Source organism: Streptomyces sp. NRRL S-118, from assembly GCF_000716335.1.
Classification (GTDB): domain Bacteria; phylum Actinomycetota; class Actinomycetes; order Streptomycetales; family Streptomycetaceae; genus Streptomyces.
In genome coordinates this window covers 103,845-129,957 of record NZ_KL591002.1, presented here as the reverse complement: position 1 = coordinate 129,957, position 26,113 = coordinate 103,845, and the positions used below count along the sequence as shown (strand labels likewise).

The 26,113-nt window shown below is 73.3% G+C and carries 19 protein-coding genes; 13 read left to right on the top strand and 6 right to left on the bottom strand.

Annotated elements, in window-relative coordinates; translation table 11 throughout:
* Positions 1 to 21 precede the first annotated feature (21 nt).
* The 6 genes from IH00_RS0104010 to IH00_RS0103985 all read left to right on the top strand — a co-directional run bounded on the left by IH00_RS0104010 (position 22) and on the right by IH00_RS0103985 (position 5,851).
* Positions 22 to 1,482, top strand: coding sequence for a hypothetical protein (locus IH00_RS0104010; RefSeq protein ID WP_052411160.1), 1,461 nt, complete (start codon positions 22 to 24; stop codon positions 1,480 to 1,482).
* On the top strand, positions 1,479 to 2,639 hold the full coding sequence (locus IH00_RS0104005) for an ARPP-2 domain-containing protein (RefSeq protein ID WP_031069595.1): 1,161 nt from the start codon (positions 1,479 to 1,481) through the stop codon (positions 2,637 to 2,639). The genes IH00_RS0104010 and IH00_RS0104005 overlap by 4 nt, the downstream gene beginning before the upstream one ends.
* Before the next feature lie 94 nt (positions 2,640 to 2,733).
* The gene (glnII, locus tag IH00_RS0104000; RefSeq protein ID WP_031069593.1) at positions 2,734 to 3,768 is read left to right on the top strand and encodes a glutamine synthetase; all 1,035 of its coding nucleotides are present in this window, start codon (positions 2,734 to 2,736) and stop codon (positions 3,766 to 3,768) included.
* A gap of 114 nt (positions 3,769 to 3,882) precedes the next feature.
* On the top strand, positions 3,883 to 5,076 hold the full coding sequence (locus IH00_RS0103995; RefSeq protein ID WP_078887546.1) for an acyltransferase family protein: 1,194 nt from the start codon (positions 3,883 to 3,885) through the stop codon (positions 5,074 to 5,076).
* Between the two features lie 8 nt (positions 5,077 to 5,084).
* Complete coding sequence (locus tag IH00_RS44975) at positions 5,085 to 5,213, top strand: hypothetical protein (RefSeq protein WP_267882540.1); 129 nt, start codon at positions 5,085 to 5,087, stop codon at positions 5,211 to 5,213.
* 92 nt (positions 5,214 to 5,305) lie between these two features.
* A complete protein-coding gene (locus IH00_RS0103985; protein ID WP_031069589.1) occupies positions 5,306 to 5,851 on the top strand; it encodes a winged helix-turn-helix domain-containing protein in 546 nt (181 codons plus the stop codon).
* Positions 5,852 to 5,912: 61 nt separating this feature from the next.
* Here the strand turns inward: IH00_RS0103985 and IH00_RS0103980 are convergent, their stop codons facing one another.
* Positions 5,913 to 7,361: a PepSY-associated TM helix domain-containing protein gene (locus IH00_RS0103980; RefSeq protein WP_031069586.1), complete on the bottom strand. Its 1,449-nt coding sequence runs from the start codon at positions 7,359 to 7,361 to the stop codon at positions 5,913 to 5,915.
* A gap of 47 nt (positions 7,362 to 7,408) precedes the next feature.
* Positions 7,409 to 8,062, bottom strand: coding sequence for a hypothetical protein (locus IH00_RS0103975; RefSeq protein ID WP_039946351.1), 654 nt, complete (start codon positions 8,060 to 8,062; stop codon positions 7,409 to 7,411).
* 552 nt (positions 8,063 to 8,614) lie between these two features.
* Here IH00_RS0103975 and IH00_RS0103970 point away from each other — a divergent pair.
* Positions 8,615 to 9,610 carry an NAD-dependent epimerase/dehydratase family protein gene (locus tag IH00_RS0103970; protein ID WP_031069582.1) on the top strand — a complete coding sequence of 332 codons (996 nt, stop codon included), beginning with the start codon at positions 8,615 to 8,617 and terminating at the stop codon, positions 9,608 to 9,610.
* Between the two features lie 114 nt (positions 9,611 to 9,724).
* Positions 9,725 to 11,266 (top strand): DUF1996 domain-containing protein, encoded by a 1,542-nt coding sequence (locus tag IH00_RS0103965; RefSeq protein WP_031069581.1) that lies wholly within the window; start codon positions 9,725 to 9,727, stop codon positions 11,264 to 11,266.
* Between the two features lie 74 nt (positions 11,267 to 11,340).
* Here the strand turns inward: IH00_RS0103965 and IH00_RS0103960 are convergent, their stop codons facing one another.
* The gene (locus IH00_RS0103960; protein ID WP_031069579.1) at positions 11,341 to 11,808 is read right to left on the bottom strand and encodes a hypothetical protein; all 468 of its coding nucleotides are present in this window, start codon (positions 11,806 to 11,808) and stop codon (positions 11,341 to 11,343) included.
* A 102-nt stretch (positions 11,809 to 11,910) separates the two neighbouring features.
* On the opposite strand from IH00_RS0103960, the gene IH00_RS0103955 reads away from it, so the two are divergent.
* The 4 genes from IH00_RS0103955 (at position 11,911) to IH00_RS0103940 (ending at position 18,993) form a co-directional block, all read left to right on the top strand.
* Entirely contained in the window at positions 11,911 to 14,982 is a 3,072-nt protein-coding gene (locus IH00_RS0103955) for an alpha-N-acetylglucosaminidase (protein WP_031069576.1), read from the top strand.
* Between the two features lie 40 nt (positions 14,983 to 15,022).
* Positions 15,023 to 16,981: a hypothetical protein gene (locus IH00_RS0103950; RefSeq protein WP_107064394.1), complete on the top strand. Its 1,959-nt coding sequence runs from the start codon at positions 15,023 to 15,025 to the stop codon at positions 16,979 to 16,981.
* Between the two features lie 65 nt (positions 16,982 to 17,046).
* Positions 17,047 to 17,931: a metal-dependent hydrolase gene (locus tag IH00_RS0103945; RefSeq protein ID WP_031069573.1), complete on the top strand. Its 885-nt coding sequence runs from the start codon at positions 17,047 to 17,049 to the stop codon at positions 17,929 to 17,931.
* A 3-nt stretch (positions 17,932 to 17,934) separates the two neighbouring features.
* A complete protein-coding gene (locus tag IH00_RS0103940) occupies positions 17,935 to 18,993 on the top strand; it encodes a PDR/VanB family oxidoreductase (RefSeq protein WP_031069571.1) in 1,059 nt (352 codons plus the stop codon).
* A gap of 75 nt (positions 18,994 to 19,068) precedes the next feature.
* Here IH00_RS0103940 and IH00_RS0103935 read toward each other — a convergent pair whose 3' ends face one another.
* Positions 19,069 to 19,356 (bottom strand): hypothetical protein, encoded by a 288-nt coding sequence (locus IH00_RS0103935; protein WP_031069569.1) that lies wholly within the window; start codon positions 19,354 to 19,356, stop codon positions 19,069 to 19,071.
* Positions 19,357 to 19,419: 63 nt separating this feature from the next.
* Here IH00_RS0103935 and IH00_RS0103930 point away from each other — a divergent pair, with 63 nt between their 5' ends.
* Positions 19,420 to 20,157 (top strand): TetR/AcrR family transcriptional regulator, encoded by a 738-nt coding sequence (locus IH00_RS0103930; protein ID WP_031069567.1) that lies wholly within the window; start codon positions 19,420 to 19,422, stop codon positions 20,155 to 20,157.
* On the opposite strand, the gene IH00_RS0103925 is transcribed toward IH00_RS0103930, so the two are convergent.
* Both IH00_RS0103925 and pulA read right to left on the bottom strand, forming a co-directional pair.
* Complete coding sequence (locus IH00_RS0103925) at positions 20,142 to 20,492, bottom strand: 5-carboxymethyl-2-hydroxymuconate Delta-isomerase (RefSeq protein WP_031069565.1); 351 nt, start codon at positions 20,490 to 20,492, stop codon at positions 20,142 to 20,144. The two genes, IH00_RS0103930 and IH00_RS0103925, sit on opposite strands and share 16 nt — an antisense overlap.
* Before the next feature lie 160 nt (positions 20,493 to 20,652).
* Positions 20,653 to 26,034 (bottom strand): pullulanase-type alpha-1,6-glucosidase, encoded by a 5,382-nt coding sequence (gene pulA / locus IH00_RS0103920; protein ID WP_420710860.1) that lies wholly within the window; start codon positions 26,032 to 26,034, stop codon positions 20,653 to 20,655.
* Between the last annotated feature and the right edge of the window lie 79 nt (positions 26,035 to 26,113).

Genomic DNA, 26,113 nt, shown 5'->3' with positions numbered 1-26,113 from the left:
GCAACACCGGGGGGAAGGGCGATGGCGGAGACGTTCTCCGACCTCATAGCGGCCGAGGACGTGCTGCTGTTCGTCAACGCTGCCGTGACGGCGACGGGGCAGCGGGAGTTCCGTTCCGGATCCCACGAGCAGCGGCTGTCGCTGTCCTTCCTCCACGCGTACGTACGGGTCAACTACCGGCCCGTCTACGCGGCCGCGCTCGCCCTCGACATCAACGACCACAACGCCGCCCTCATCATCGAGCAGCTGCTGCGCACGGCGGCCGATGCCGGCGGTCCGGAGCAGAAGCGCGCGGAGGGCCGGCTGATCGCGGCGCGCCTCGCCACGCTGCCTCCGCAGCGGGTCTACCGCCTCTTCCGCGCGCTGCGGGCCGCGAAGGTGAACAACCGCCGTACGCGCGCGGTGCTCCGCGACTGGCTGGCGGCCCGCCCCGATCCGGCGTACGACGCGGTCAAGTACCGGTCCGGCCTGAAGAGCGCCGCCCGTCACGCGCACCTCGCGCTCCCGCACGACGAGGTGGGCGACTTCCTGTTCGCGCCGAAGCGGCGCGTCCGGTACGACGACGCGTTCCTCGACGCACACCGCCGCGCCCACCACGAGCAGTCGGCGGTCTACGAGCTGCCGTTCACCGTCGCCGAGGGGTTCGCCGCCCGGCACGGCATCCCCCGCCAGGTGTTCCTGGAGCGGATCGCGCCGCGGATGACCCGCCTGGAGCGGCTGCGGACCCGGCGTACCGGGCCGGCCGCGGCCGACCTGTCCGTCATGCCGCTGACCCGGCTCGCGCTGTACGCGCTGTCGCTGCGCGCGGAGGAGCGGGTGGCCCGGCGCGCCGAGCTGACCGGTGCGCTGCGGGCGGCGGCGCGCCGGGCGGCGGGGCCGTACGCCGGTACGTGGGGGCGGGTCGCGGCGGTCCTCGACGACAGCTACTCCTCGTCCGGGTCGGGCGAGAAGCGGCGCCGTCCGCTCGCGGTGGCGCTGGGCTGCCACTTCCTGCTGGAGGCGCTGGCGACGACGTACACACCGCTGTGGACGTCGGGCGGCACCGACGCCCTCCTGGTGCGCCCCTGGGGGCCGACGCCGCTCGGTACGCGGATCCTCGACGCGCTGGAAGCGGTGCCGGAGCGGCTCGTCATCGTCTCGGACGGGTGGGACAACGCGCCGCCGGGCCTGGCGGGCGAGGTGCTGCGGGTGTGGCGGACCCGGCTCGACGCCGAGCGCCGCACCAGCGTGGTGCATGTGAACCCCGTATACGACGCCGAAGGCTTCGACGTGCGGCGTCTCGCCCCGAGCGTGCCGACGGCCGGGATCCGTGACGCGGAGGACCTGCCCGCGCTGGTGGAGATCGCGCAGTTCGCGGAGGGGCGCACGGGGCTGTCCGATCTGCAGGCGTATCTGGACCGGCGGGTGGAACTGTTCCTTCGGGACACGAGAAGAACGAACGGGGCTGCAAGGACGAACCGGACGAAGGGGGCGGGGGCGTGACCCGGATCGATCTCACGGGGCTGACCGCCCGGCCCGCGCAGGTATGGGGCGGCATCCGTCTCGTGCCGCTGGTGCGGGAGGAGCCGGTGGAGGGGCTGCGGCTGCACCGGGAGGTGTACGGCGGGTACGGGGCGGGTGCGGTCGACGCCGGACCGCGCACCGAGTACGTCTCGTACATCCCGCACGGCTTCGTCGCGGACTGGTCCGGCGGTGGCCGGGGTGGCGAGTCGGCGGCGTACGGGACGCAGTTCGGCGACGACGCGGAGCCGCCCTGCTGCGTCCCGGTCCGGCGCCACCACCGCATGGCCAAGGGCGAGCGGGGCGGGAAGAGGCTCCGCTTCCTCCCGCTCCACCTCGCCCTGGAGGGCTACCTGGCCCTGCACTTCGGCGGCCCGTCCGTGGTGTGGGACGAGTGGTCCCGGCAAGCGGTGCGCCAGGGTCTTTCGCCGCGCGCGGAGGCCGCGTACGCCGGGTGGCAGGTGCGCGGACTGGGAGAGGCGCTGCGCGTGTTCGAGATCCATCCGGGCCAGTGCGGGGTGATGGTGTACGCGGCGGACACGCTGGCCGCCGCCTTCGTCGTCCCGCACCCGGACGACTACCGCGCGCTGCACCCGTCCCTGATCGAGGACCTGTACGGCGAGACGGTGCACCAGTACGCCCTGTACGGCGCGCCGGTGCCGGAGTTCACCGCACGCATCCGCGACACCGGCCACCTGCGCAGCCTGGCGGACCTCCGGGCCGCGGCCCGCGCGCAGGAGCGGGCGTGGACGGAGTCGCACGACACGCTGATGGCGCGGGACCTGCTGCGGACGTCGTACGCCTTCGAGCGGGTGCGAGGAGCGGGTCCGTACGAGCTGTACCGCTTCCTGCCGCCGTTCCTGCACAACGCGGGGCAGAAGCAGCACATCGGCGAGGTGATCACCGACCACAAGGGGCGGGCGGTGTACCTGAAGACGTTCCGGCTGTCCGACAAGCAGATCCGGCGCGGGTACCTGCTGCGGCGGCTGGCGGACTGCGACTGGCACCTGGGGCGCACGGCGGAGGCGCTCGGCACCGGGTACGCCGAGCTCGTGGCCCGGATCCGGGCCGCGGGATTCGCATCGTTGCTCAATGCGCACACCGTGGCACAGCGAGTGCGGGAAACACGGGGAAGCTGAGTAACACGGGGTTCACAAACGGGCAACGGCCGGGAAATCCCCTCTTGCCAAGCTGCGCGGCATACCGCTGCACCCGCACAGGATGAGGCCCCCCGTGACCATCAAGGCTGAGTACATCTGGATCGACGGCACCGAGCCGACCGCCAAGCTTCGCTCGAAGACGAAGATACTCGCGGCGGGCGCGGCCACCGGCGTCGCCGACCTCCCGATCTGGGGCTTCGACGGGTCCAGCACCAACCAGGCCGAGGGTCACGCCTCCGACCGCGTCCTCAAGCCGGTCTTCTCCTGCCCGGACCCGATCCGCGGCGGCGACCACATCCTGGTCCTGTGCGAGGTCCTCAACACGGACATGACCCCGCACGTGTCCAACACGCGGGCGGCGCTGGCCGAGGTCGCGGAGCGGTTCGCCGACCAGGAGCCGATCTTCGGCATCGAGCAGGAGTACACCTTCTTCGACGGCACGCGTCCGCTCGGCTTCCCGGTCGGCGGCTTCCCGGCCCCGCAGGGCGGCTACTACTGCGGCGTCGGCGCCGACGAGATCTTCGGCCGTGACGTCGTCGAGGCGCACCTGGAGAACTGCCTCAAGGCGGGCCTGGGCATCTCCGGCATCAACGCCGAGGTCATGCCGGGCCAGTGGGAGTTCCAGGTCGGCCCCCTGTCGCCGCTGGAGGTCTCCGACCAGCTGTGGGTCGCGCGCTGGCTGCTCTACCGCACCGCCGAGGACTTCAACATCACCGCGACCCTCGACCCGAAGCCGGTCAAGGGCGACTGGAACGGCGCCGGCGCGCACACCAACTTCTCGACGAAGGCCATGCGCGAGGGCTACGACGCCATCATCACCGCGTGCGAGGCGCTCGGTGAGGGCTCCAAGCCGCTGGACCACGTCAAGAACTACGGCGCCGGCATCGACGACCGCCTGACCGGTCTGCACGAGACCGCCCCGTGGGACCAGTACTCCTACGGCGTCTCCGACCGCGGCGCCTCCGTGCGCATCCCGTGGCAGGTCGAGAAGGACGGCAAGGGCTACATCGAGGACCGCCGCCCGAACGCCAACGTCGACCCGTACACGGTCACCCGCCTGCTGGTGGACACCTGCTGCGCGGCCCTGGAGAAGGCCGGCCAGGTCTGATCCTCCGCCGCCGAGGACGGGGCGCTCACCGGTGACCGGTGCGCGCCCCGCTTTGCGTCGGCCGCTACACTTCGCCGGGTTGTTCACCCGTTCGCGTATGAAGAGGCCACCCGTATGACGCAGTCGCTGACGACGGTGTCCATCGGCGCCGGGCGGGTTCCAGGCCCTCGCCGGGCGACCGGGGGCAGCGCCGAGCCGGCTCCCCGGCTCGACTCTCTGACCGGTTTGCGCTGGTGGGCGGCTTTCGCCGTCTTCGCGCACCACATGACCAACCTGGCCCCGCTGCCCGTGCACAAGGTGCTCGCGTTCGGGACGTACGGCGTCACCCTCTTCTTCGTCCTGTCCGGGTTCGTCCTGACCTGGTCCGCCCGGCCCGGCGTCACGGTGCCGGCGTTCTACTGGCGGCGCCTCGCCCGCATTCATCCGTCGCACCTGGTGGCGCTGCTTCTCGCCGTGCCGGTCTTCTACAGCCTCAGTCCCGATCCTGCCGACTGGTGGGTGAAACCGCTCAGCGCCGGGATCCTGCTGCTGTCGGTGGTGCTCCTCCAGGGCTGGTCGCTGGACCCCACCATCACGTTCTCCGGCAACCCCGCGGCATGGACGCTGACGTGCGAGTACTTCTTCTACGCGCTGCACCCGGCGCTGCACCGGCTCTTCGGCCGGATGCGGGTCCGCGGCGCGCTGCTCCTGACGGTCCTCACCTTCGCCGCGGCCCTGCTCTACCGGGCGGCCGTGTGGCACTGGCCCACGTCGTGGCTCGGTCAGGTGCCGCATCCGGTCGTACGGCTCAGTGAGTTCGTGATCGGCATAGGCATCGCACGCGCCCTGCTCGCGGGGTGGCGGGTACCTCTGAGGCCGCTGTGGTGCTATCTCGGCGCCGGTGTGCTGGTCGGATGGCTCCTGGTCAGCGAGGGCCGCTCGTTCGACAACGCAGTCGCTGAATTCGCCGCGGACGCCGCGCGAACAGCCGAGGCGGAGTGGATCGCTGTCGCCTGCGCCGCGATGATCGCGGCGGTGGCGTGGAGCGATGTCCAGGGACGCCGCTCGCTGCTGCGCGGGCGCACCCTGGTTCGGCTGGGCGAGTGGTCCTTCGCCTTCTACCTGGTGCACGCCACCTTCATCTACGCGCTGCGGGACGTCTACGGCCTGCAGCCGGTGGCCTGGACCAACCTTCTCTGGTACGTGCCGCTGCTGCTCGTCTCGGTGGCGGCCGCCGCAGCCCTGCACCACGCGGTGGAACGGCCGGTGGAGCGCCGGCTGCGGTCGTGGTGGGACAACAGGGAGACGTCCAAGGCGGCTTCTGGTTGAATAGGGCCATGGCCAGCCTTCGGAGCACCGCGTACGCCGCGACGGGTCGCAGCGACCTGGAGCCGTTCTGGCCGTCCCGTCAGCACCACGACTTCGACCGGGTGTGTTGCCGCGCGAGGAACGCGTCGGCCCTCTAACGCCTTCGGCGGCACCTGTCCCGTCCGAGAGGCCTTCGGCCGTCGCGCCATGACGTACTTCCGTCCCTTCGCGCGAAAGAGCTGAGCCCACCATGGCGAACACCCGTACCCTCTCCGCTCCCGTTCCTTCTCCCGTCCCCTCCTCCGCTCACGCCCCCGGCCGGCACCGGCTGCGTGCCATCGGGCGGGACGAGGTCGTCGACGTCACCGAGTTCCTGCCGCCGGGCGCCACCTGGCTGCCCGCACCGGCGCACGCCGTGCCGGCACTGCCGGGGCAGCCGCCGATGGTCGGTTACCTCGTCCTCGTCCCCGCCGACCAGCAGGAACCGGCACCGGTGGTGGCCGCCGCCCCGGTCGAGGGCCCCGTGACCGTGGACTCCTCCCGGCGCACCGCGTTCGTGGACGGCCGGCCGCTGGACCTCACGTACCTGGAGTTCGAGCTGCTGGCGCACCTGGTGGCGAACCCGCACCGGGTGCACACCCGCGACCAGTTGGTGACCACCGTGTGGGGCTACGGCCACGTCGGTGACGGGCGGACGGTCGACGTCCACGTGGCCCGGCTGCGGCGGAAGCTGGGCGCCGAGCACCGCCGCACGATCCAGACCGTGCGGCGGGTCGGCTACAAGTACGCGCCCTGAGAGGCGTGTTCAGGCGGCCGTCCGGCGGTGTGCGCCCGGACGGCCCGCCCGGATGGTGCGGCTAGGCGGCGCGGCGGCGGGCCACCAGGCCCAGCACCGCGTCGGCCACGAGGAACACCAGCAGGCTGATGCCCAGCATCGGTACGAACCAGCCGACCAGTGCCGTCGCGGCCGCCATCGGCAGCAGCAGGGTGACCGGCACCTTGCGCCAGGCGCCGCGCGGCACCGGGCGGCCGAAGCCCCGCGTGCGCTCCTTGGTGGGCCTGCGCAGCCACCACATCCGGTAGCCCCACAGGATGAGGAGGATCAGGCCCACCATGAGGGCGGCCAGGGCGAGCTGGTTGGCGAGGCCGAGGAAGACACCCATGTGCGCGTCGATGCCGATGCGGGTCAGCTTGGCGAACAGCGGGTAGTCCGCGAACCGCAGTTCGTCCATGACCGTGCCGTCGGCCGGGTCGATCGCGACCGAGTCGAGGTGGACCGGGAACTGGGTGTCGGTCTCCTTGACGACGTAGCCCTTGCCGTCCGCCGGGAGGGTCACCGCGATCTTCCCGGACACTCCGGCGGCCGCCGCCGACTCGACGGCCTTGTCGATGCCGACGTCCGGTCCGGTGGCGGCCGGGGCCGTGTGGCCTCCGGCGCCGTGACCCTCGTGGCCGCCGTCCGCGCCGCCGCCCGCGGCCGCGCCGCCGAGGGCCGCGGAGACGGTGGGCGTGGGACCGCTGAACTTGTTCTGCAGCAGGTCGACGTTCTCCCCCGCGTACCGCGACCACGTCAGCCCGGTGACGGAGAGCAGGACGAGCCCGGTGACCGCCCACAGGCCCACGGAGCCGTGCCAGGAGAGGGTGCGGCGGCGGGACTTGGGGCCCCGCTCGGGGACGAACAGGGCGCGCTTGGTGCTGCGCCTGCGGCCGAGCCAGAGCAGCAGGCCGCCGAGGGCGACGACCCACATCCAGCTCGCGGCCATCTCGCTGTAGTTGCGGCCGAGCTCGCCGAGGTGCAGGTCCGCGTGGAACTGCGAGATCCAGGCGCGCAGCGGGAGGGCGCCCGAACTGCCGTAGCTGGGCAGGGCTCCGCGTACCTCCGCGGTGTACGGGTCGACGAACACGGCGAGGGACATGCCCTCCTCGACCTCCGGGCTGCTCATGAGGACGCGGGTGGTGGCGCCCTCCTCCGCCGACGGCCACACGGCCGTCACCGTTGCCTCGGGGTGGGCGTCGCGGGCGGCGCCGATCTGGGCCGAGAGCGGGAAGACCTGGTCGCCGACCGGGGCCCGCAGCTCGTGGCGGTAGACGACCTTCTCGGCCTGGAAGGAGAGGGCGTACGCCAGTCCGCTGACGGCGGCGACGAGGAGGAGCGGGGCTATGAGGAGGCCCGCGTAGAAGTGGAGGCGCAGGACGAGGGGGCGCAGGGCGCTCCAGGTCGTCGGCCGGGAAGGTTCGGTGGGGCTGGCAGGGGACGGGGTGGTCCGTGGTGCTGCGGCGGGTATCGCCTGATCGTCAATGGCCATGACTGTCCTAGGAGTCGGCGTTGTCTGCAGGGGGAAGCGGCCCCCGGTCAGACGTGTGCGGCTCCGGGGACCGTGGCGCGGGGTACGGCGGTCGCAGGCGGCCCGCGCCGTGACAGGCTGTGCGCGAGGACGACTCCGTGGTGCCGGCACGCGGCCGGCGGGCGCCCGGCGCGCGGCGGGCGCGGGGCCTCGGGCAGCAGCACGGCGGCGAGGAGCAGCCGCAACGGCGTGAACCCGAGGGCCCCGACGGCGCGGGCGAGGCGGAAGAAGGCGGCCTCGCCGCGGGCGAGCCACAAGGCGCAGACCGCGGCGGCGAGGAGGTGGACGGCCAGCATGCCGGCGGAGGCCCCCCCGAGCCCGACCGCGTCGAGAAGCGCCCGGACGAGGCCGGACGCGCCGTCGTGCGCCGCGTCGGCTCCGGCGGCGGTGGCCGGCGGCGCGGTGTGGTGCCCGGTCGGCGGGGCCGCGCCGTGGGCCGGTTGGAGCATGCCGGTGGTGGGGTGCGGGCCGCCGTGGGGGTGGCCGTGGCCCTGGTGGGACCGGCCCGCGCCGAAGGTCACGTGCAGCACGGCCTGGAGCGCGAGCAGCCCCGCGGTGATGAAGGGCGCGCCCCGGCGCCGGGCGGCCGCCAGCCAGGCCAGGCCCGCCGTCACCCCGAAGGCGAGGAGCAGCGTGACCGGCGGGAGGGAATGCGCAGACATGGACGAATGCCCCACCGCGGCCAATGCCACGCACACCGCCGCGAAGAGCGCGGCACGCAGGGCCCGCAGGGGCGACCGGGGATCCGTCATCGTCCGCACATGCTGCCACCCCGACGCACCGCGCGGGAGTCCGGGTGCGTCACCGGGCGGGGTGGGGTTGCCGAGCCGGGCGGCATCCCGGTGCACGCCGGGCGAAGGTTCGGGTGCCTGCCGGGTGGCATCCCGGTGCGCGCCGGGCGGCAGCCAGGCTGCCTCGCCGGGCCGCAGTCCGGTGCGTCGCGGGGCCGAGCCATGAGTCGCGCCGGGCGCGAGACGCGGCGCCTGACTGGCGGGTGCCGCTGGGTCGCCGGGTGCGAGTCCGGGTACTTGCCGGGCGGCGGTCGGGCCGCATCCCCGGTTCGCAGTCGGATGCGCGCCGGGCGTGAGTCGACGCGACCCGGGCCCTGAGTCGCGCCGGGCGCGAGACCCGGCGCCTGACAGGCAGGTCCCGGGGGTGTCGCCTGAGAGCAGAAACGCTGGTCCGTGCGGGCGCGGCGGGGCACAGTCGCCGGCATGAGACTTCTGATCCTGGGTGGTACCGAATTCGCGGGCCGCGCCGTGGCGGAGGCCGCGCTGGCCCGTGGGTGGCAGGTCACGGTGTTCCACCGGGGGCGGCACGAGCCGCCCGCCGGCGTGACCGCCCTGCTCGGCGACAGGACCGCGCCCGGCGGGCTGTCACCGCTCGCCGAGGGGCGGTGGGACGCGGTCGTCGACACCTGGGCGGCCGCGCCCGTCGCCGTGCGGGACGCGGCCCGGCTGCTCGCCCCGCGCGCCGGGCGGTACGTGTACGTCTCCAGCCGCTCCGTGTACGCCTGGCCCATGCCGGCCGGGCTGACCGAGGACGGCCCGCTCGTCGCCGCGTCCCCGGACGCGGCCGGTGACGTGCCGTACGCCGAGGCCAAGCGGGGTGGGGAACTGGCCGCGCTGGAGGCGTTCGGCGCCGGGCGGACGCTGCTCGCACGTGTGGGGCTGCTCCTCGGACCGGGCGAGAACGTGGGCCGCCTGCCGTGGTGGCTGAACCGGATCGCGCGGGGCGGACCGGTCCTCGCCCCGGGCCCGCGCGACCTGCCGCTGCAGTGCATCGACGCCCGCGACCTCGCCGAGTGGCTCCTGGACGCGGTACAGGCGGGGCTGTGCGGCCCGTACAACCTGACCGGCCCGAGCGGGCACACGACCATGGGCGGGCTGCTCGACGCGTGCGTGCGCGCCACCGGTTCGGACGCGCAGCTGCGCTGGACCGCGCCGGAGGCGGTCCTCGGCGCGGGCATCGAGCCCTGGACCCAGTTGCCGGTCTGGCTGCCACCGGGCGAGGCGCACGACGCGATGCACCGCGGCGATGTGTCCAAGGCGTTCGCGGCGGGCCTGCGCTGCCGGCCGGTGGCGCAGACGGTCACCGACACCTGGGCGTGGCTGCGGAGCCGTGGCGGCGAGGCGCCGCAGCGGCCGGACCGGCCGGTGGTGGGGGTGAGTCCGCAGCAGGAGGCTGCGGCGCTGGGGCTGAGGCTGTAACGGTTCGCCCGCTTTGCGGACGGAGATTTCTACGAAAGCCGCGGCGCGCTGAACAGGCCGTGCGCCCCACCCGTATGCAACGGAGCGGTTCTCCCCTCCCGGGATTGGAGTTCCATGGGACGCACACGAAAACGCTCAACGCTGGCCAACCGGGCGATTGCCGCCTCGGCTGCCCTGATACTGGGCGGGGGTGGGCTGATAGCGGCCAATTTCTACGCATCCGCGGGTGAGGGCTGGTCCAGCCCGCCGCCTCAGCAACAGAACACCCTCAACACCGGACAACAGGTCTCGACCATCGACTGCCCCGAAGTCGCCAACGGTCTTCCCGAGGTGCCCGACCAGGCACGCGGGGAAGTGGACCGGGAACTGGCGAACATGGACAGCCAGATCACCGATGCCTACCAGCGGTTCGCCGAAGAGAAGGAACGGATCCAGCAGGATCCCCGGCTCGCCGACAACGCCATTCTCAATCCGCTGAAGGACAAACGGCTGGCCGCCATCGAACGGATCGTCATCGCCATCGGCCGCAACGGCGAGCGGCCCGAGAACCTCTCGAGCCTGGCGCCCTGCAAGCTGCAGGCGGACGACACGACGCTCGGCGACAACGACGGCCAGGGCGACGGCCAGGATCAGGGTCAGGACCAAGGCCAGGATCAGGGTCAGGACAACGGCGAGGATCAGGGCCAGGATCAGGGCCAGGACCAAGGCCAGGATCAGGGCCAGGATCAGGGCAACGGCCAGGATCAGGGCCAAGGGCAGGGACAGGCCGGCAACGGGCCGGTCGCCGGCGACTTCGTCGACATCCAGTCCGTCCAGCCCAATGTCCAGCAAGCCCGCCAGCTCCGCGGCGCCTCGCGCGGCAGTTTCGTCACCGACTGCGGCCGAAACGAGAACGGCAAGTTCAACCCGGACAACGTCATCGTGGCGCCGGGTGTGAGCAATGGCGCGCACCACATGCACGATTACGTCGGCAACCAGGCCAACGACGCCTTCGCCAGCGACGACGACCTGGCCCGCGGTCAGACGACCTGCCGTAACCAAGGTGACAAGTCGACTTATTTCTGGCCGGTCCTGCGCCTGCAGAACGGGCAGAACGAGAACGACGCCAATGCCGACGGCGGCGGCAATGACAAGAACGTCGGCGAAATCCTGACGCCTTCCCAGGTCACCATGAATTTCGTCGGCAGTCCGGTCTCGAAGGTGACCGCGATGCCGCGCTTCCTGCGGATCATCACGGGGGATGCCAAGGCGTTCACCAACGGTGATGCCAACGCCAATGCGTCGTGGAGCTGCACGGGATTCGAGGACCGCCAGCTCAAGGACAAGTACCCGATCTGCCCGCAGGGCAGCCAGGTGGTGCGCACCTTCAAGTTCCAGAGCTGCTGGGACGGTCAGAACACCGACAGCGCCAACCACCGTACGCATGTCGCCTTCGCGGACGGGAACGGCCAGTGCCCGCAGGGCTTCCAGGCCATTCCGCAGCTGGTCCAGCGGATCGTCTACGACATTCCGCAGGGGACCGTCTTCGCCGTGGACTCGTTCCCGGAGCAGCTGCACAAGCCGATCACGGACCACGGAGACTTCATCAACGTCTTCAACAGTCGGCTGATGAACCAGATGGTGAACTGCATCAACGACGGACGCCGGTGCGCCTGACCATCTGATCCCCCGATCCGGTGATCGGGGGATCAGGGGTGCACCGTCCGGTCCATCCCCCCTTACCTGCGCGGTCAGCTCGCGTGGTGCCCCGAGTGGGACCCCTCGTCTCCCCCACCACCACTGTTCCCCGAGTGGTGCGACGAGCCGGTCTCCACGTCGCCACCGAGCCGGCCGCGCAGTGCTGTGACCACCTTCTCGTCGCCCGAGACCACCCACTTGCGGCCCACGAGGTACGTGCCGCCGTAGTCGTTGGCCTCGTTGATCCACTCCCGCTGGCCCCGGTCGGTGGCGAAGGTGGTCAGGACGTACGCGCCGTCCCGCGTCTCGCACTTCGCCTGGCGGAGCTCCTCGGCGTCCGTCGAGATCTCCGGCTCGCAGGCGGCCTTCGCCGCGAGCTGCTCCAGCGTGCCCGTCGCCGTCGGCGGCGCCGCGTCCGCCGTCCCACCGTCGGCGTCGCAGGCCGCGAGGACCGGGAGGGCCAGGGATATCAGGGCGGCAGCAGCCACCCGTGCCGTACTCGTTCGTCGTTCCGTGCGCATCTGGCCATCGTGCCGGTTCGCACCCCTGTTCCGGGCCGGAACCCGGGGTAACGTGCGTCCCTCATCGCACCTGATGTCGCGTCAGCACCATGGAGGAGCGCTGTGTCCGGAGTGTCGAGACGTACGCTGCTGGGGACCGCCGGAGCAATCGGCGTGGGCGCCGCCCTCGCCGGGAACGGGACGGCCATGGCGAACGCGACCGGCGCCGGGCCCGCCCGCGCCGCCCTCGAACGGCTCCTGCCCGGCCACGCCGACCAGTTCCGCCTCATCCCCCTCACGGACGGCCCGGAACGGTTCCGCGTCACCGGCGCCCCGGGCCGCGTCGAGGTCGCGGGCACGAGCCCCGCCACCCTCCTCACCGGGGTCCACTGGTACCTCAAGTACGTGTGCGGTGCCCACATCTCCTGGTCGGGCTCCCAACTGGACCTCCCGCGCCGGCTCCCCGCGCCGCCCGCCCCGCTCGCGCACGAGGCGACCGTCCCGCACCGGTTCGCGTTCAACGACACGCACGACGGCTACACCGCCCCGTACGCCGACTGGCCGCGCTGGGAGCGGCTGATCGACGTGCTCGCCCTGCACGGCTGCAACGAGGTCCTCGTCACCGTCGGCCAGGAGGCCGTACACCACCGGCTCCTCCAGGACTTCGGCTACTCCGACGCCGAGGCCCGCGCCTGGCTCCCGGCCCCCTCGCACCAGCCCTGGTGGCTGCTGCAGAACATGAGCGGCTACGGCGGCCCGCTCGCCCCCGGGCTGATCGCCCGCCGCGCGGCACTGGGCCGCCGCATCACCGACCGGATCCGCGAGCTCGGCATGCACCCGGTCCTGCCCGGCTGCTTCGGGACCGTCCCCGACGGCTTCGCCGCCCGCAACCCCGGCGCCCGGACCGTGCCGCAGGGCGTCTGGGCGGGGCTGCGCCGGCCGGACTGGCTCGACCCGCGCACCGCGGCCTTCACCGCGTTCGCCGACGCCTTCTACCGCCACCAGGCCGACCTGTTCGGCGAGGTACGGCACTTCAAGATGGACCTGCTGCACGAGGGCGGCTCCCCCGGCGACGTGCCCGTCCCGGACGCCGCCCGCGCCGTCGAGGCCGCCCTCCACCGCGCCCGCCCCGGCGCCCTGTGGATCGTCCTCGGCTGGCAGTCCAATCCGCGCCGCGACCTGCTCGACGCCCTGGACAGGCGCACGGTGCTCGTCGTGGACGGGCTGTCCGACCTGGAGACCGTCACCGACCGCGAGCGGGACTGGGGCGGTGTCCCGTACGCCTTCGGCACCATCCCCAACTTCGGCGGCCGCACCACCCTCGGGGCCAGGACCCACGTGTGGACCGAGCGCTTCCCTGCGTGGCGCGACAAGCCCGGATCCGCGCTCGCCGGTACCGCGTACATGCCGGAGGCCGCCGAGCGGGACCCGGCCGCCCTGGAGCTGTTCTCGGAGCTCGCCTGGCGGCGCGAGCCCGTGGACCGCGCCCGCTGGTTCGAGGCGTACGCCGACCTGCGCTACGGCGGCCGCGACCCCCGCGCGCGCGAGGCCTTTGCGGTCCTGCGGGACACCGCGTACCGCATCACCAGCCGCGACGGCCGCCCCCACGACTCGGTCTTCGCGGCCCGGCCCAGCCTGACCGCCCGCTCCGGCGCGTACTACGCCACCCACTCCCCCGCCTTCGACCCGGCCGACTTCGACCGGGCGTTCGCCGCTCTGCTCGGGGTGCGGGAGCCGCTGCGCCGCTCCGACGCGTACCGGTACGACCTGACCGACCTGGGCCGCCAGGCCATCGCCAACCGCTCCTGGCAACTGATCGGGCTGCTGAGGGCCGCGTACGCGCAGCGGGATCTCGACACCTTCCGCGCGCTGTCCCGGCTGTGGCTGGAGCTGATGCGGCTGAGCGACGAGATGTCCGGCTCGCACCGCGCCTTCCTCCTCGGGCCCTGGCTCGCGGACGCGCGCCGCGAGGGCCTGGAGCGCACCGCCCGCGTGCTGGTCACCACCTGGGCGGACCGGCCCACCGCCGACGGCGGGCGCCTGGCCAACTACGCCAACCGCGACTGGTCCGGTCTCATCGCCGACGTCCACCTCCCGCAGTGGCGGGCCTACCTGGACGAGCTGGCGGACGCCCTCGCCGAGGGCCGCGCCCCGAAGGACTTCGACTGGTACGCGAGGGAGGAGCGCTGGACGTACGGGACGCGGACCTACCCCGTGCGGCCCCCGCACGACCCGTACCGCACGGCCCGGAAGGTCCACGACGTCCTCGCCGCGGCGCCCTTCCAGGGCGACGTCACGGTCTCCTGCGACCCGGCGGGGCTCCCGCCCGGCGCCGGCGGGCTGGTCACCGCCACCCTGCGGAACGTCAACGGCCTGCGCGCCACCGGCCGCGCCGGCTTCGTCCTCACCGGCTTCGGCGACCAGCCGCCCCTGGAGCTGCCCTCCGTCCCGGCGGCCGGCAGCGGGCAGGTCTCCTGGGGGGTCACCGCCCCGGACCGCCCCCTCGCCGAGCCCGTCGAACCGCTCCCCTACGAGCTGCGCACCACGTACGGCCCCGCGGGCGAGGAGCCGGTCACCACCGTGCACCGGGGCAGCCTGTACGCCGTCGGCCCCCTGGACGCGTCCTGGCGCACGTACAGCACCAACGGCGCGGTCTTCGGGCAGCTCGGCGACCGGTACGCCGTCAACGGCGGCGGCCAGGACCTCTGGAAGGGCGTCGCCGAGTTCGGGGCCCTCTACCGGGAGGGCGCCCTGGCGGACGGCGGAACCCTGACGGTCCGGGTGGACGCGCAGGACCCGACCGGCGACTGGGCGCGTGCCGGGATCGTCGTCCGGGACTCGCTCCCGGGGCCCTCGGCGCCCGGGTTCCTCAACCTGGCGGTCACGCCCGCGAGCGGGGTGGCCCTGACGTACGACGCGGACGGTGACGGCGCCCTCGACGCGTACCGGCGGATCACCGGCCCCGGCTGCCGGGTACCGCTCCTCCTGCGGCTGTCGCGCGCGGGCGACGCCTACACGGGCGCCTGCTCGGCGGACGGGGGTGCGACCTGGCGTACGGTCGCCACCGTCCGGGTGCGGGGTGCGGCCCCGGTGCAGGACGCGGGCCTGTTCATGACGGCGGCGAACGGCGGCGGCGGGGAACGCGGCACCGCGGTGTTCAGCCGGCCGACCGGCTGGGGCACGAGCGGCAGGTGACCACCGCAGGGGCAGGTGACCATCGCAGGATTCGCTCGTTCTGCTGAACGTGAGCACCCAGGAACTGGCTATCCCCGCCCCCGTCGACGTCGAACAGGCCGAGGCGGCGCTCGTCGAGCACTACCCCCGGCTCGTCCGCATCGCCTATCTGGTGCTGCCGCCGTCCCTCGGCCGCAACCGCCGCGTCCTGACCGCGCACGCGCTCGTGCAGCGTTCGCTGCCGCGACGCCGCGGCCCCGTGGGCCCCGCCATGCCGGGCCAGCGGCGGACGGCCGAGGACGCGGTCGACCCCGGGTACGCGTACGTGCGCGGGCAGATGCTGCGCCAGGCTCTGGAGGCGGGCCTGCCGCTGAGGCGCCGGGCGTGGCCCAAGCGGGCGCAGCTGCCGCCGCTGCTGCCCCAGGTGTGGGGCCTGCGGCTGTTCCCCCGCTCCGGCGGCGCCGACGAACTGGCCCTGGACCAGCGGCTGGCGTCGCTGTCCGGCGCCGGGCGCGCGGCGTACGTGCTGCGCGGTCTGGAGCGGCAGGGGGACGCGGAGGTGCGCCGGGTGCTGGCGGCCGCCGGCGTCGAGGACCCGGGTGCGGCGCTGGCCGAGGCCGACGGGGTGGACGCGGCCCGGGGCACGAGCGGCGCCGGGCTGCTGGAGTCCGCGGAGTTCGACCCGTGCTCCCTCCAGGCGCGCCCGACCGATCTGATGCGGCGCCGCCAGCACACCAGGGCGGCGCTGGCGGCGCTGGCCGCCGCGGTGGTGTGCGGGACGCTGCTGGGCCTGCCCGGCGACGGCTGGGGTCCCGACGGGGCGGCCGCTCCGGCGTACGCCCGCAACCCGGTGTCGGAGGCGGCGCTGGACCCGGCTCATGTGCGGCGCGTCGCCCCGGCCCTGTGGCAGCGCTCGGCGCGCACCGACTTCTCGGTGTGGCCCGCACGGGGCGGTCTCGTCGGCGACACGGCGCTGCTGCGCCGGGCGCTGGCCGTGTGGGCGAGGCCGGGGCCGACCGTTCAGGCGTCGGCGGCGCCGGGGACGCCGCCCGGGCCGCCGATGGGGCCGCCGCAGCTGCTGTTCGCGGGTGACGTGGACCAGGCGCGGGTGGTGCTGTTCCACGACGGACTGCGGGTGGTGCGGTACGCGGAGCCGAAGGACGGCACGGCCGGGGCGGCGCTGGACTTCGTGCGGACGGACGGCGCGGACACGGCGTCCGCGGGCGCTCTGGTGGTGGGCCGTACGAACGCGAACGTCCGCTACCTGACGGCTCCCTGGGTGCGGGGCGTGGCCGTGCGGGACCTGCTGCGGCCGTCGGAGGCGGCGCGTCCGCTGGAGCGGGACGCGCACGGTGTCACCGAGCCGATGCTCAGCCCGGTCGCGCCGAGCCAGTGCCGTACGTGGGACGCCCTGGAGGTGCGCGACGGGGTGGCCACCCGGCTGCTGACCGACCTCGGCGAGCTCACCCCGGCCCGGCTCACCTCCGGTCCGCCGTCCGCGCCCGCGGACGTCACGGACGACGCGGCGCGCGCGGAGTGGGCGCGGACGGCCTGTCTGCTGCCGGTGGTCCGCTCGCACGGGGTGCGGTCGGTGAACTCCTGGCGCTTCGCCGAGCAGGACCTTCCCGGGACGGGCGACGCCGGGCCCGCCCGGTGGCTGTGCACGCGTGCGGAGACCTGGCGCGGCACGGGTGGCAAGGTGCTGGCCCAGTTCCAGGCGCCGGAGGCGGAGCGGGGCACGGCGACGCCGGGCTCGGTGGTGGCGCAGGCGGACGACTCCCCGGCGTGCGGGGCGCGTGAGCCGCACGTCCTGGCGGGCGCGCTGTGGAAGTCGCCGGCCGGGCAGTGGTACATGGTGGCGGCCGGCAGCCCGCGGGTGGCGTCGGTCGAGGTGGCGGGTGCGGTGGAGGGCCGCGAGGAGGGCCGGCGGATCGCGGTGCCGGTCGAGGGCAAGCCGGCCGCCCGGGTGGAGCTCGGCGGGCGGCTGGAGGACGGCTCGAAGATCGGCGTGCTGCGCTGACCGGCCGGTGAACCACCGGCTGCACGACCCTGTTCCCGGCGCGTACCCATCAGTACATTGACGCCATGTCCAATACGCAGCCGGCGGCGATACCCGCCGAACGGACCGTACCGAAGGCCCGGAAGGTCTCCTTCGACTGGGCGGAGACCCCGCTCCACTGGGTTCCGGGCGACCCGTTCACCACCCACACCATCAACGTGCTGCACCTGCTGCTCCCGGCGGGGGAACGCTGGTTCATCCACGTCTACCGGCAGGTCCTGCCGTACATCCGGGACGACCGGCTGCGCGAGGACGTCATCGGGTTCATCGGCCAGGAGGCCGTCCACTCCCAGGCGCACGACGACGTGCTGCCGCACCTGAAGATGCTGGGACTGGACCCCACCCCGTACACCGCGCAGGTCGACTGGCTCTTCGAGAAGCTGCTCGGGGACCGGACCCTGCCGCCCGGCAGGGCCCGGCGGTGGTGGCTGATGGAGCGTGTCGCGCTGATCGCCGCGATCGAGCACTACACCGCCTTCCTGGGCGACTGGGTGCTCAACGCCGAGGAGCTGGACCGGCGCGGCGCCGACCCGATGATGCTGGACCTGCTGCGCTGGCACGGCGCGGAGGAGGTCGAGCACCGCGCGGTCGCCTTCGACCTCTTCCAGCACGTCGACGGCGGCTACCGGCGGCGGGTGCGGACCTGGGCGACGGCGTTCTCGGCGCTGGTGTTCCTCTGGCAGCGCGGGATCCGCTTCTTCCTGGAGAACGATCCCGCGCTGCCGGGCGGCAGGGGGTCGCTGCAGGACTTCGTCCGGCGCGGGCAGCAGGGGGTCCTCCCGTCGACCCCGGCCATGCTGCGTTCCATCCCCCGGTACCTCGGCAGGGCCTACCACCCCTCCCAGGAGGGCAGCACGGCCCAGGCCGTCGCCTACCTCGCCTCGTCGCCGGCCGCCAACGGAGGTCACTGAGCCATGCCGCCACGTCTGCGTACCGTCGTCGTCGCCGCGGGGGCGGCGCTGCTGGTGAGGCGGGCACTGCGGCGCCGCGTCCAGGCGTCCCCGCTGTGGCCGCTGCCGGCCCTGGAGGAGCCGGTGTCGGGCCGGAGCCGCCGCTCGTCCACCACCCGCCGCCGCGCCCTGGTCACCGAACGCACCGCGCCCGCCGAAGGGGTCGTCCGGCTGCGCCTGGAGGGCACCGGACTGCCTCCCTGGGAGCCGGGCGCGCACCTGGACCTGGTGCTGCCGTCGGGGCTCGTACGGCAGTACTCGCTGTGCGGCGACCCGGCCGAGACCGACTCGTACACCATCGCCGCCCGGCTCGTCGAGGACGGCAGGGGCGGCTCGCGGGAGGTGCACGAGCAGCTGCACGAGGGGGCGGAGGTCGAGATCCGCGGGCCGCGCAACCGCTTCCCGCTCGTCGCCGCGCCGTCGTACGTCTTCGTCGCGGGCGGCATCGGGATCACGCCCGTGCTGCCGATGGTGCGCGCTGCGCGGGAGGCGGGCGCGGACTGGCGGCTGCTGTACTGCGGGCGCAGCCGGTCGGCCATGCCGTTCCTGGACGAGGTGGAGAAGCTGGGGAACGTCACGGTCGTGGCCGAGGACGAGGCCGGGCTGCCGGACGTGGCCGCCTTCCTGGGCGAGGTCCCCGAGGGGACCGAGGTCTACTGCTGCGGCCCGGACGGGCTGATGGACGCGGTGGGCGCGGCGCTGCCGGAGGGCCGCGCCCCGCGTCTGGAGCGGTTCGCGCCGGGGGCTGCCGCCGAGGGCGGGGGCGCCTTCGAGGTCGAACTGCGCCGCTCCGGCCGGACGGTGGAGGTCGCGTCGGACCAGTCGGTGCTCGCGGCCGTGCGGGCGGAGGTGCCGCACGTGTCGTACTCGTGCGAGCAGGGGTTCTGCGGGACCTGCCAGCAGCGGGTGCTGAAGGGGGAGGTGGACCACCGGGACGAGCTGCTGACGGACGGCGAGCGCCACGACTCGATGCTGATCTGCGTCTCGCGCTCCCGCGGCGGGCGTCTCGTCCTGGACCTCTGACCAAGGACTGTCCTGTGGATCGGGCCGGTCATGGAGCGGGGCCGCCCGCGCCCGGCGCGGATACGAGGCACCGTCTCAGGGCAGCAGCAGCCAGTCGGCGGCCAGTGCGGCGAGCAGGCCGGTGCCGAGCAGCCAGGTGCCCAGCCGGGTGCGTCCGTTGCGGCTCAGCTCGATGACCACCCCGCACAGGATCATGGCCAGCCCGTACACGCCGACCACCAGGACGGAGGTGCGGCTGGCAAGCCGCAGGACCAGAACCACCGCCATCGCCACCAGCAGGACGGACGCGGCGGCGATCCGCAGGCGTCGTGCCTGGCGCGGGGAGAGTCCGGTACGGGGCGTTTCCTGGTCGGAGAGGCTCATGTCCGGGGAGCCTAACGGAAGGTGTAGCGGGCACCGTTCGAAGGGACCGTTAGGCTGTGCGGCATGACGACCGGGGTGCGCCGCAGGATGGGTGTCGAGGAGCGCAGACGTCAGCTGATCGGCGTGGCGCTGGAGCTTTTCAGCCACCGTGCCCCCGAGGACGTGTCGATCGATGAGATCGCCGCCGCCGCGGGCATCTCCCGGCCGCTGGTGTACCACTACTTCCCGGGCAAGCAGAGCCTGTACGAGGCGGCCCTGCGCCGTGCGGCGGACGAGTTGGCGGCCCGGTTCGAGGAGCCGCACGAGGGGCCGCTGGGGGCCCGGCTGCTGCGGGTGATGGGACGGTTCTTCGCCTTCGTGGACGAGCACGGGCCGGGCTTCTCGGCGCTGATGCGCGGCGGTCCGGCGGTGCCCGCGGGAGCGGACTGCTCCCGTGCGGTGTCACCGACGAACGCGATGATCGACGAGGTGCGGCAGGCCGCGTACGAGCAGATCCTCGCCCACCTCGGGGTCACGGACCCGCCCGCGCGCCTGGAGCTGGTCGTGCGGTCGTGGGTGTCGCTGGCCGAGTCGACGGCGCTGCTGTGGCTGGACGGGCGCCGGATCCCGCGCGCCGAGCTGGAGCGCCAACTGGTGCACGATTTCGCGGCGCTGGCGGCGGTGAGCGCCGCGTACGACGAGGAGATGGCCGGGATCCTGCTGCGGATGCTGGCGGACGAGCCGGCCGACGGGCCGCTGGGCGACCTCGTCGGCCGGCTCGGCATGCTGATGCCGAAGGTGCCCGCTCAGCGCCGGCGGTAGGACGGCGTGAAGTCGTGCACCTCGGCGGAGATGTGCACGGTGAGGCCGTCGACCGGCTTCAGGTGCTCGGGGACGAGCGCGAGGACCGCCTCCGTGAGCCGTGCCTTGGCCTCCTCGCGGCGGCCGGGGGCCAGTCCCACCGCGACGTGGACGACCGCCTGCTCGGTCGTGCCGTCGGCGACGACGGTCTCCTCGGCGCGCCGGAACCGCGTCTTGCACACCGCGGGGTTGGCGCCGACGGTCTCGCCGAGCACCGGGTGCAGGGCGAGGGCGAATCCCCGCCGGTCGAACGCCTCGTCGAGGGAGGCGGAGTAGTCGACGGCTATCTGAGGCATGGGCGGTCACTCCCGCGCTCGTACGGATCGTGCGGTCCTCACCACGATAGGCGGCGCCCTGATCATGGATCAGGGCGCCGCGGAATCTCATCGTGTGGCGGGGCTCACGCCGGGGCTCGGGCCGCTCATGTGCGCCTCGCCACGGGGCTCACCACCGCGCTCACCGCTGGGTGAAGACCGCGACCGTGCGGGCGGGGACCGTGAAGGTGCCCGTCGCCCGGTCGTACGCGGACGACGTGACGGTTGCGTCGGCTCCCCGCGCCTGGACCGGGTGCAGTGCGTAGCCCTTCCCGGTCAGGGCCGGGACCGTCTGGGCCTGCCGCTCGGGCGTGGCGTTGAAGACCACGACCAGGTCGCCCAGACGCATGGTGATCACGCCCGGGGTCTCGTCCTTGCCGGAGAGCGGGAAGGAGAGCGCGGACTGCACCTCGTCGGCCGTGGAGAGGCTGAAGGCCTTCTCCGTGGTGCGGATCCGCAGCAGGTCCCGGTAGGCGGCCGAGGCGCCCGTGATCTCCGGGCAGCCGACCGTCAGGGACGGCGACGACAGCAGCGGCCGGCCGAAGGACCACTTGTCCTTGTTGTCGGCCGCGGGCGGCAGGCCCCGGCCGAAGCCGTTGCCGGCCCGGCAGTCCCAGTTGAGGACGTTGAACCAGTCACCGCTGTCGTACGAGTTGCGGTCCAGGGACTTGGAGCGCAGCAGGTCGCTGCCGGCCTGGGAGAGCGCCGGGCCCTGGGACAGCGTGGCGGTCGCCATGGCGAGGACCTGCATACGGGCGCGGGCGGCCGGCGAGGTGGTCACCGGCAGCTTGAAGGCGAGCGCGTCGTACAGGGTCTCGTTGTCGTGGGCGTCCGCGTAGGCGAGGGCGTCGCCGGGGGCGGCGGCGTAGCCGGCCGGGGCGCCGTTGTAGTCGACCTGGGAGCCCTTGACCTCCTTGCCCCGAGTGTCCGTGAAGGTGAAGCCGGCGAGGTTGCCGGACAGGCCGACCTTGATCAGGTCCTGGTAGTGCAGCAGGCGGGCCTTCTGCTCGGCCGGGGTGCCGTTGGCCGCGGAGCCGTTGGGGTCGGTGAACAGGCCGGAGGCGAAGCCCTGGACGCCGGGGTCGGCGTCGAAGGGGCCGCCGCCGCGGACGGCGTCACGGGCCCGGTCGGAGAAGGTCGCGATGCCGGTGCCGGCCATGTTCTTCTGGGTGGCCTGGACGAAGCGGGCGTCGTCGGCGATCTCGCCGAAGTTCCAGCCCTCCCCGTACAGGACGATGCTCCTGCCGTCGACGCCGTCCTTCTCGACGGTCAGCGCGTCCAGGGCCTCGCGGACCGCGAGCATGTTGGCCTTGGGGTGGTGGCCCATGAGGTCGAAGCGGAAGCCGTCGACCTTGTACTCCTTGGCCCAGGTGACGACCGAGTCGACGACGAGCTTGCCCATCATCGTGTTCTCGGGGGCGGTGTTGGCGCAGCAGGTGGAGGTGGCGACGGAGCCGTCCGCCAGGAGCCGGTGGTAGTAGCCGGGGACGATGCGGTCCAGGACGGACTTCTCCGCCTGGCCGCTCGCGACGGTGTGGTTGTAGACCACGTCCATCACGGTGCGCAGCCCGGCCTTGTTGAGGGACTGGACCATACGCCGGAACTCGACGGTGCGGCGCGTGCCCTCCGGGTCGGAGGCGTAGGAGCCCTCGGGGACGGTGTAGTGCAGCGGGTCGTAGCCCCAGTTGAAGCCGTCCTTGGCGGCGGCCTTGGCGACGCACGCCTGCTGCTCGTCGGAGTCGGGCGCGTACGCCGGGAGGTCGCATTCCGGCGTGGTCTGCGCGGACTTCCTCTCGGGAATGGTGCCGATGTCGAAGGCGGGCAGCAGGTGCACGTAGGAGGTGCCGCTCCTCGCCAGCGACGTCAGGTGCTTCATGCCGTCCGACGAGGTGTCGGTGAAGGCGAGGTAGCCGCCGCGGTGCTTCGACGTGGGGTCGCCGATCGAGAAGTCGCGGATGTGCAGCTCCTGGATCTGCGCGTCGCGCAGCGGGACCGGGGCCGGCTTCCGCAGCCCGGACCAGCCCCTGGGGGCGAGTTCGGGGGCGGCGAGGTCGGTGACCAGGCTGTGCACCGAGTCGGTGGTGAGCGCGGTGGAGTAGGGGTCGGTGACCTTGTTGGTGACGACCTTCCCGGCGCCGGGCGCCCAGACGGTGACCAGGTAGCGGTACGGCTTGTTCCGCCAGCTCGCCGGACCGGTGACCGACCAGACGCCGGTGGTGGCGTCACGCTTCATCGGCACGCGCCGGCCGCCGAGTTCGAGGGCGACCTGCTGGGCGGTGGGCGCCCACACCGAGAGCGTGGGCCTGCCGTGGCGGAACACCGGGCCGAGGGCCTTCTGCCGGGCCTTGGCCGCGTACACGGCGTCGAGGACGCCGGCGGTCTGCACACCGGTCGCGGACAGCAGTGCGCCGTTGGCGGCGTACTGGGTGGCGACGAGCTGTCCGCGCAGGGCCTCGCGGATCCGGTCGCGGTCGCGTGGGTCGACGGTGTGGGCGGTGTACTTCGCCAGGTGGGGGAACTTCTCCCGCTGCGCCTCGGTGAGCGTGGTGCGGTTCAGCCGGAGCAGGCGCGCGTCGTCCGCGGTGAGCACGCCGTCCCGGACGGCGATGGAGCCGGTGCGCGAGTACTGCAGCTGGGTGGATGCGGCGGCGGGGCTGCCGTTCCAGGCGACGGTCGTGTCGTCGATCCAGACCGCCGTGGCCTTGGTGAGGTCGAGGGCGGCGCCGCTGCCCAGGGGCTGCGGCAGCAGGTGCTTGTCGCGTCCGCCCAGCAGCCACACCTCGTGGCCGCTCGCCTTGAGGTCGAGCGACTGGTCGCCGGGCAGGTCCTTCTCGTCGCCCTTGTGGAGGATGTAGCTGAGCGACGTGGCCCCCGCTGCGAGCGGCACCTCGAAGACGGCGCCGTACGCGTCGGTGCGGACGGGCTGCAGCGGCTTCGCCCAGTCGGTGGGCTGTGCGGCGCCGGTCCACACGTGCAGGCCCCAGCCGTCGTACGCTCCGTCGGCGCGGCGGTAGTGCAGGAGGGCCTTGGTGGTGTCCTGCGGCGGGTAGGCGCCGGCCGGCGGCTGGGTCGCGGCGGCCTCCTTGCCCTGCTCGATCCACACCTCGCCGGACGTGGAGAGGTCGATGGTGCGGTCGGCGGAGACGTCCTTGTTGCCGTCCTTGTCGATGACGAGGTAGCTGACGCTGGAGGCGCCGGGCTTCAGCTTGACCCAGGCGAAGGCGCCGTAGGCGTCGCGGCCGGTGAAGGCGTGCCCCTCGGGCCAGGTCGTGGCCTCGCCGTCGGCGATGTCGCCCCAGGCGTAGAGCCGCCAGTCGGTGTAGTCGCCGTCGGCGCGCCGGTAGTGGACGACGGCGTAGTCCCGCTGGGTGGCGGTCGGTGCCGGCTCGGCGGGGGCGCGGCCGGCGACGGTCGTGGCGAGGTCGCCGGCGGTGCGGCCCGCGCTGTCGACGACCACGGCCTTGTAGCGCAGGGGGGCGCCCTCGCCCGCGGTGACGGTGTGGTTCACCTTGTACGGGGCGTGGTCGGCGGAGCCGAGGACCTGCCAGCTGCCGTTGCCCTGCTGGGCGGCGAAGACGACCCGGTTCAGTGCGCCGCCGTCGACGTCGGCGGTGACCTCGACGGTGCCGGCGGCGCCGGCGGCCGGGGCCTTCAGGTCGATCGCGGGCGCGGCGGCCGGCGCCGGCAGCGGCTTCGCGGCCTTGAGCACCACGGAGGACAGGGCGGGCACGGTGAGGGTGAGCTTGCCGTCGCCGTCGCTGGTGCGGGTGCCCGCGCCGCCGTACAGGGTGCGGTAGTCCGTGTCCGGGGAGCCGGCGGGGACGGTCACCGTCTTCGGCGCGGTGGCGTTGTTGGCGGCGACGAGGTACTCGCTCCGCGAGGCCGCGTCCGTGCGGGAGAAGGCGTAGACGCCCTGCCCGTCGGCGGCGTAGCGCTCGGTGTGGACGCCGTCGGCGAGGGCCGGGTGGGCCTTGCGGAGCGCGGCCAGCTCGGCGATCTGCCGGTAGAGCGGGTGCGTGGTGTCGTACGCGGCGGACGCGTGCGTGCGGTCGGTGCCGAGCTGGTCGTCGTCCAGGTAGTCCGCGACCCGCGTGGCGAACAGGGGCTGGCGGGCGTCCTTGTCGCCGCCCGCGCCGGTGAAGCCCTGCTCGTCGCCGGAGTAGACGACCGGGTTGCCCCGGGAGAGGAACATCAGCTCGTTGGCGAGCCGGTAGCGGCGCACCAGCTCGGCGTCGTCGGCCCGGGTGTTGTCCTGTGCGAGGAAGGTGCCGAAGCGGCCCATGTCGTGGCTGCCGAGGAAGGTCACCGACTCGTAGGCGTTGGCCTTGTCGGTGGTGTAGCGGTAGTCGTCCCCGAAGAGCCGGCCGAGCTGTGCGGCGGAGCCGCCCTGGGAGGCGTAGCCGCGGACGGCTGCCTGGAAGGGGAAGTCGAGGGTGGCGTCGAGGCGGCCCTCACGCACGTACTGGGAGGTGAAGGCGGGGTCGGCGGAGTACACCTCGCCGAACATGAAGAAGTCGTCCCGGCCGCGCTTCGCGGCGTACGCGTCGAGGGCGGTGGCCCACTGCGTCCAGAACTCCTTGTTGACGTGCTTGACGGTGTCGATGCGGAAGCCGTCGATGTCGAAGTCGCGCACCCAGCGCTGGTAGATCTTCTCCATGCCTGCGACGACCTCGGGGCGTTCGGTCCACAGGTCGTCGAGGCCGGCGAAGTCGCCGTGCGTGGAGGATTCCCCGGCGAAGGTCGAATCGCCCCGGTTGTGGTACATCGCGGGGTCGTTGAGCCAGGAGGGAACCTTGACGTCCTTCTGGCCGGCGGGGACGACGGGGGTGCGCGGGAAGGTGCCGAGGTCGGTCCTCGGGAAGGGCACGGTGCCGTCGGCGTGGTCGCTGTCGTCGAAGGGGACGCCGTCCCGGGTCAGGTACGGGAAGGCGCCCTTGGAGAGGTACTCGTAGGACTTCTCCTGGTAGTCGATGACGTCGGCGGTGTGGTTGGTGATGACGTCGAAGAAGACCTTCATGCCCTTGGCGTGGGCCTTGTCGATCAGCCTCTCCAGGTCTTCGTTGGTGCCGAAGTGGGGGTCGACCTGGGTGAAGTCGGTGATCCAGTAGCCGTGGTAGCCGGCCGAGGCGTCCTTCCCCGTGCCCTGGACGGGCCGGTTCTTGAAGATCGGCGCCATCCAGAGGGCGGTGGTGCCCAGGCCCTTGATGTAGTCGAGCTTCTCGGTCAGGCCCTTGAGGTCGCCGCCCTGGTAGAAGCCCTTGTCGGTGGGGTCGTACCCGGTGGCGAGGCGGGAGCCGGTGAGCCCGCCGCGGTCGTTGCGCGGGTCGGCGTTGGCGAACCGGTCGGGCAGCACGAAGTAGAACTGCTCGCGGGTCAGGTCGTGGCGCGCGGGCTGCGCGGCGAGCGCCTTGTCGGAGGGCGGGGCGGGCGGGGCGGTCACGGCGGCCGCCGGCAGGGCGGGGACGAGGCCCGCGCCGAGGGCGGTGACGAGCGCGGTGACGGCGCTTCGCCGTCGCCGTCTGATGTGGAACAAGGATTCTCCTTAACGAGTCGGTTCCCACCCCGCCCGGGCCCGCGGCTGTCGGCCGGCGGCCGGTGGAGGA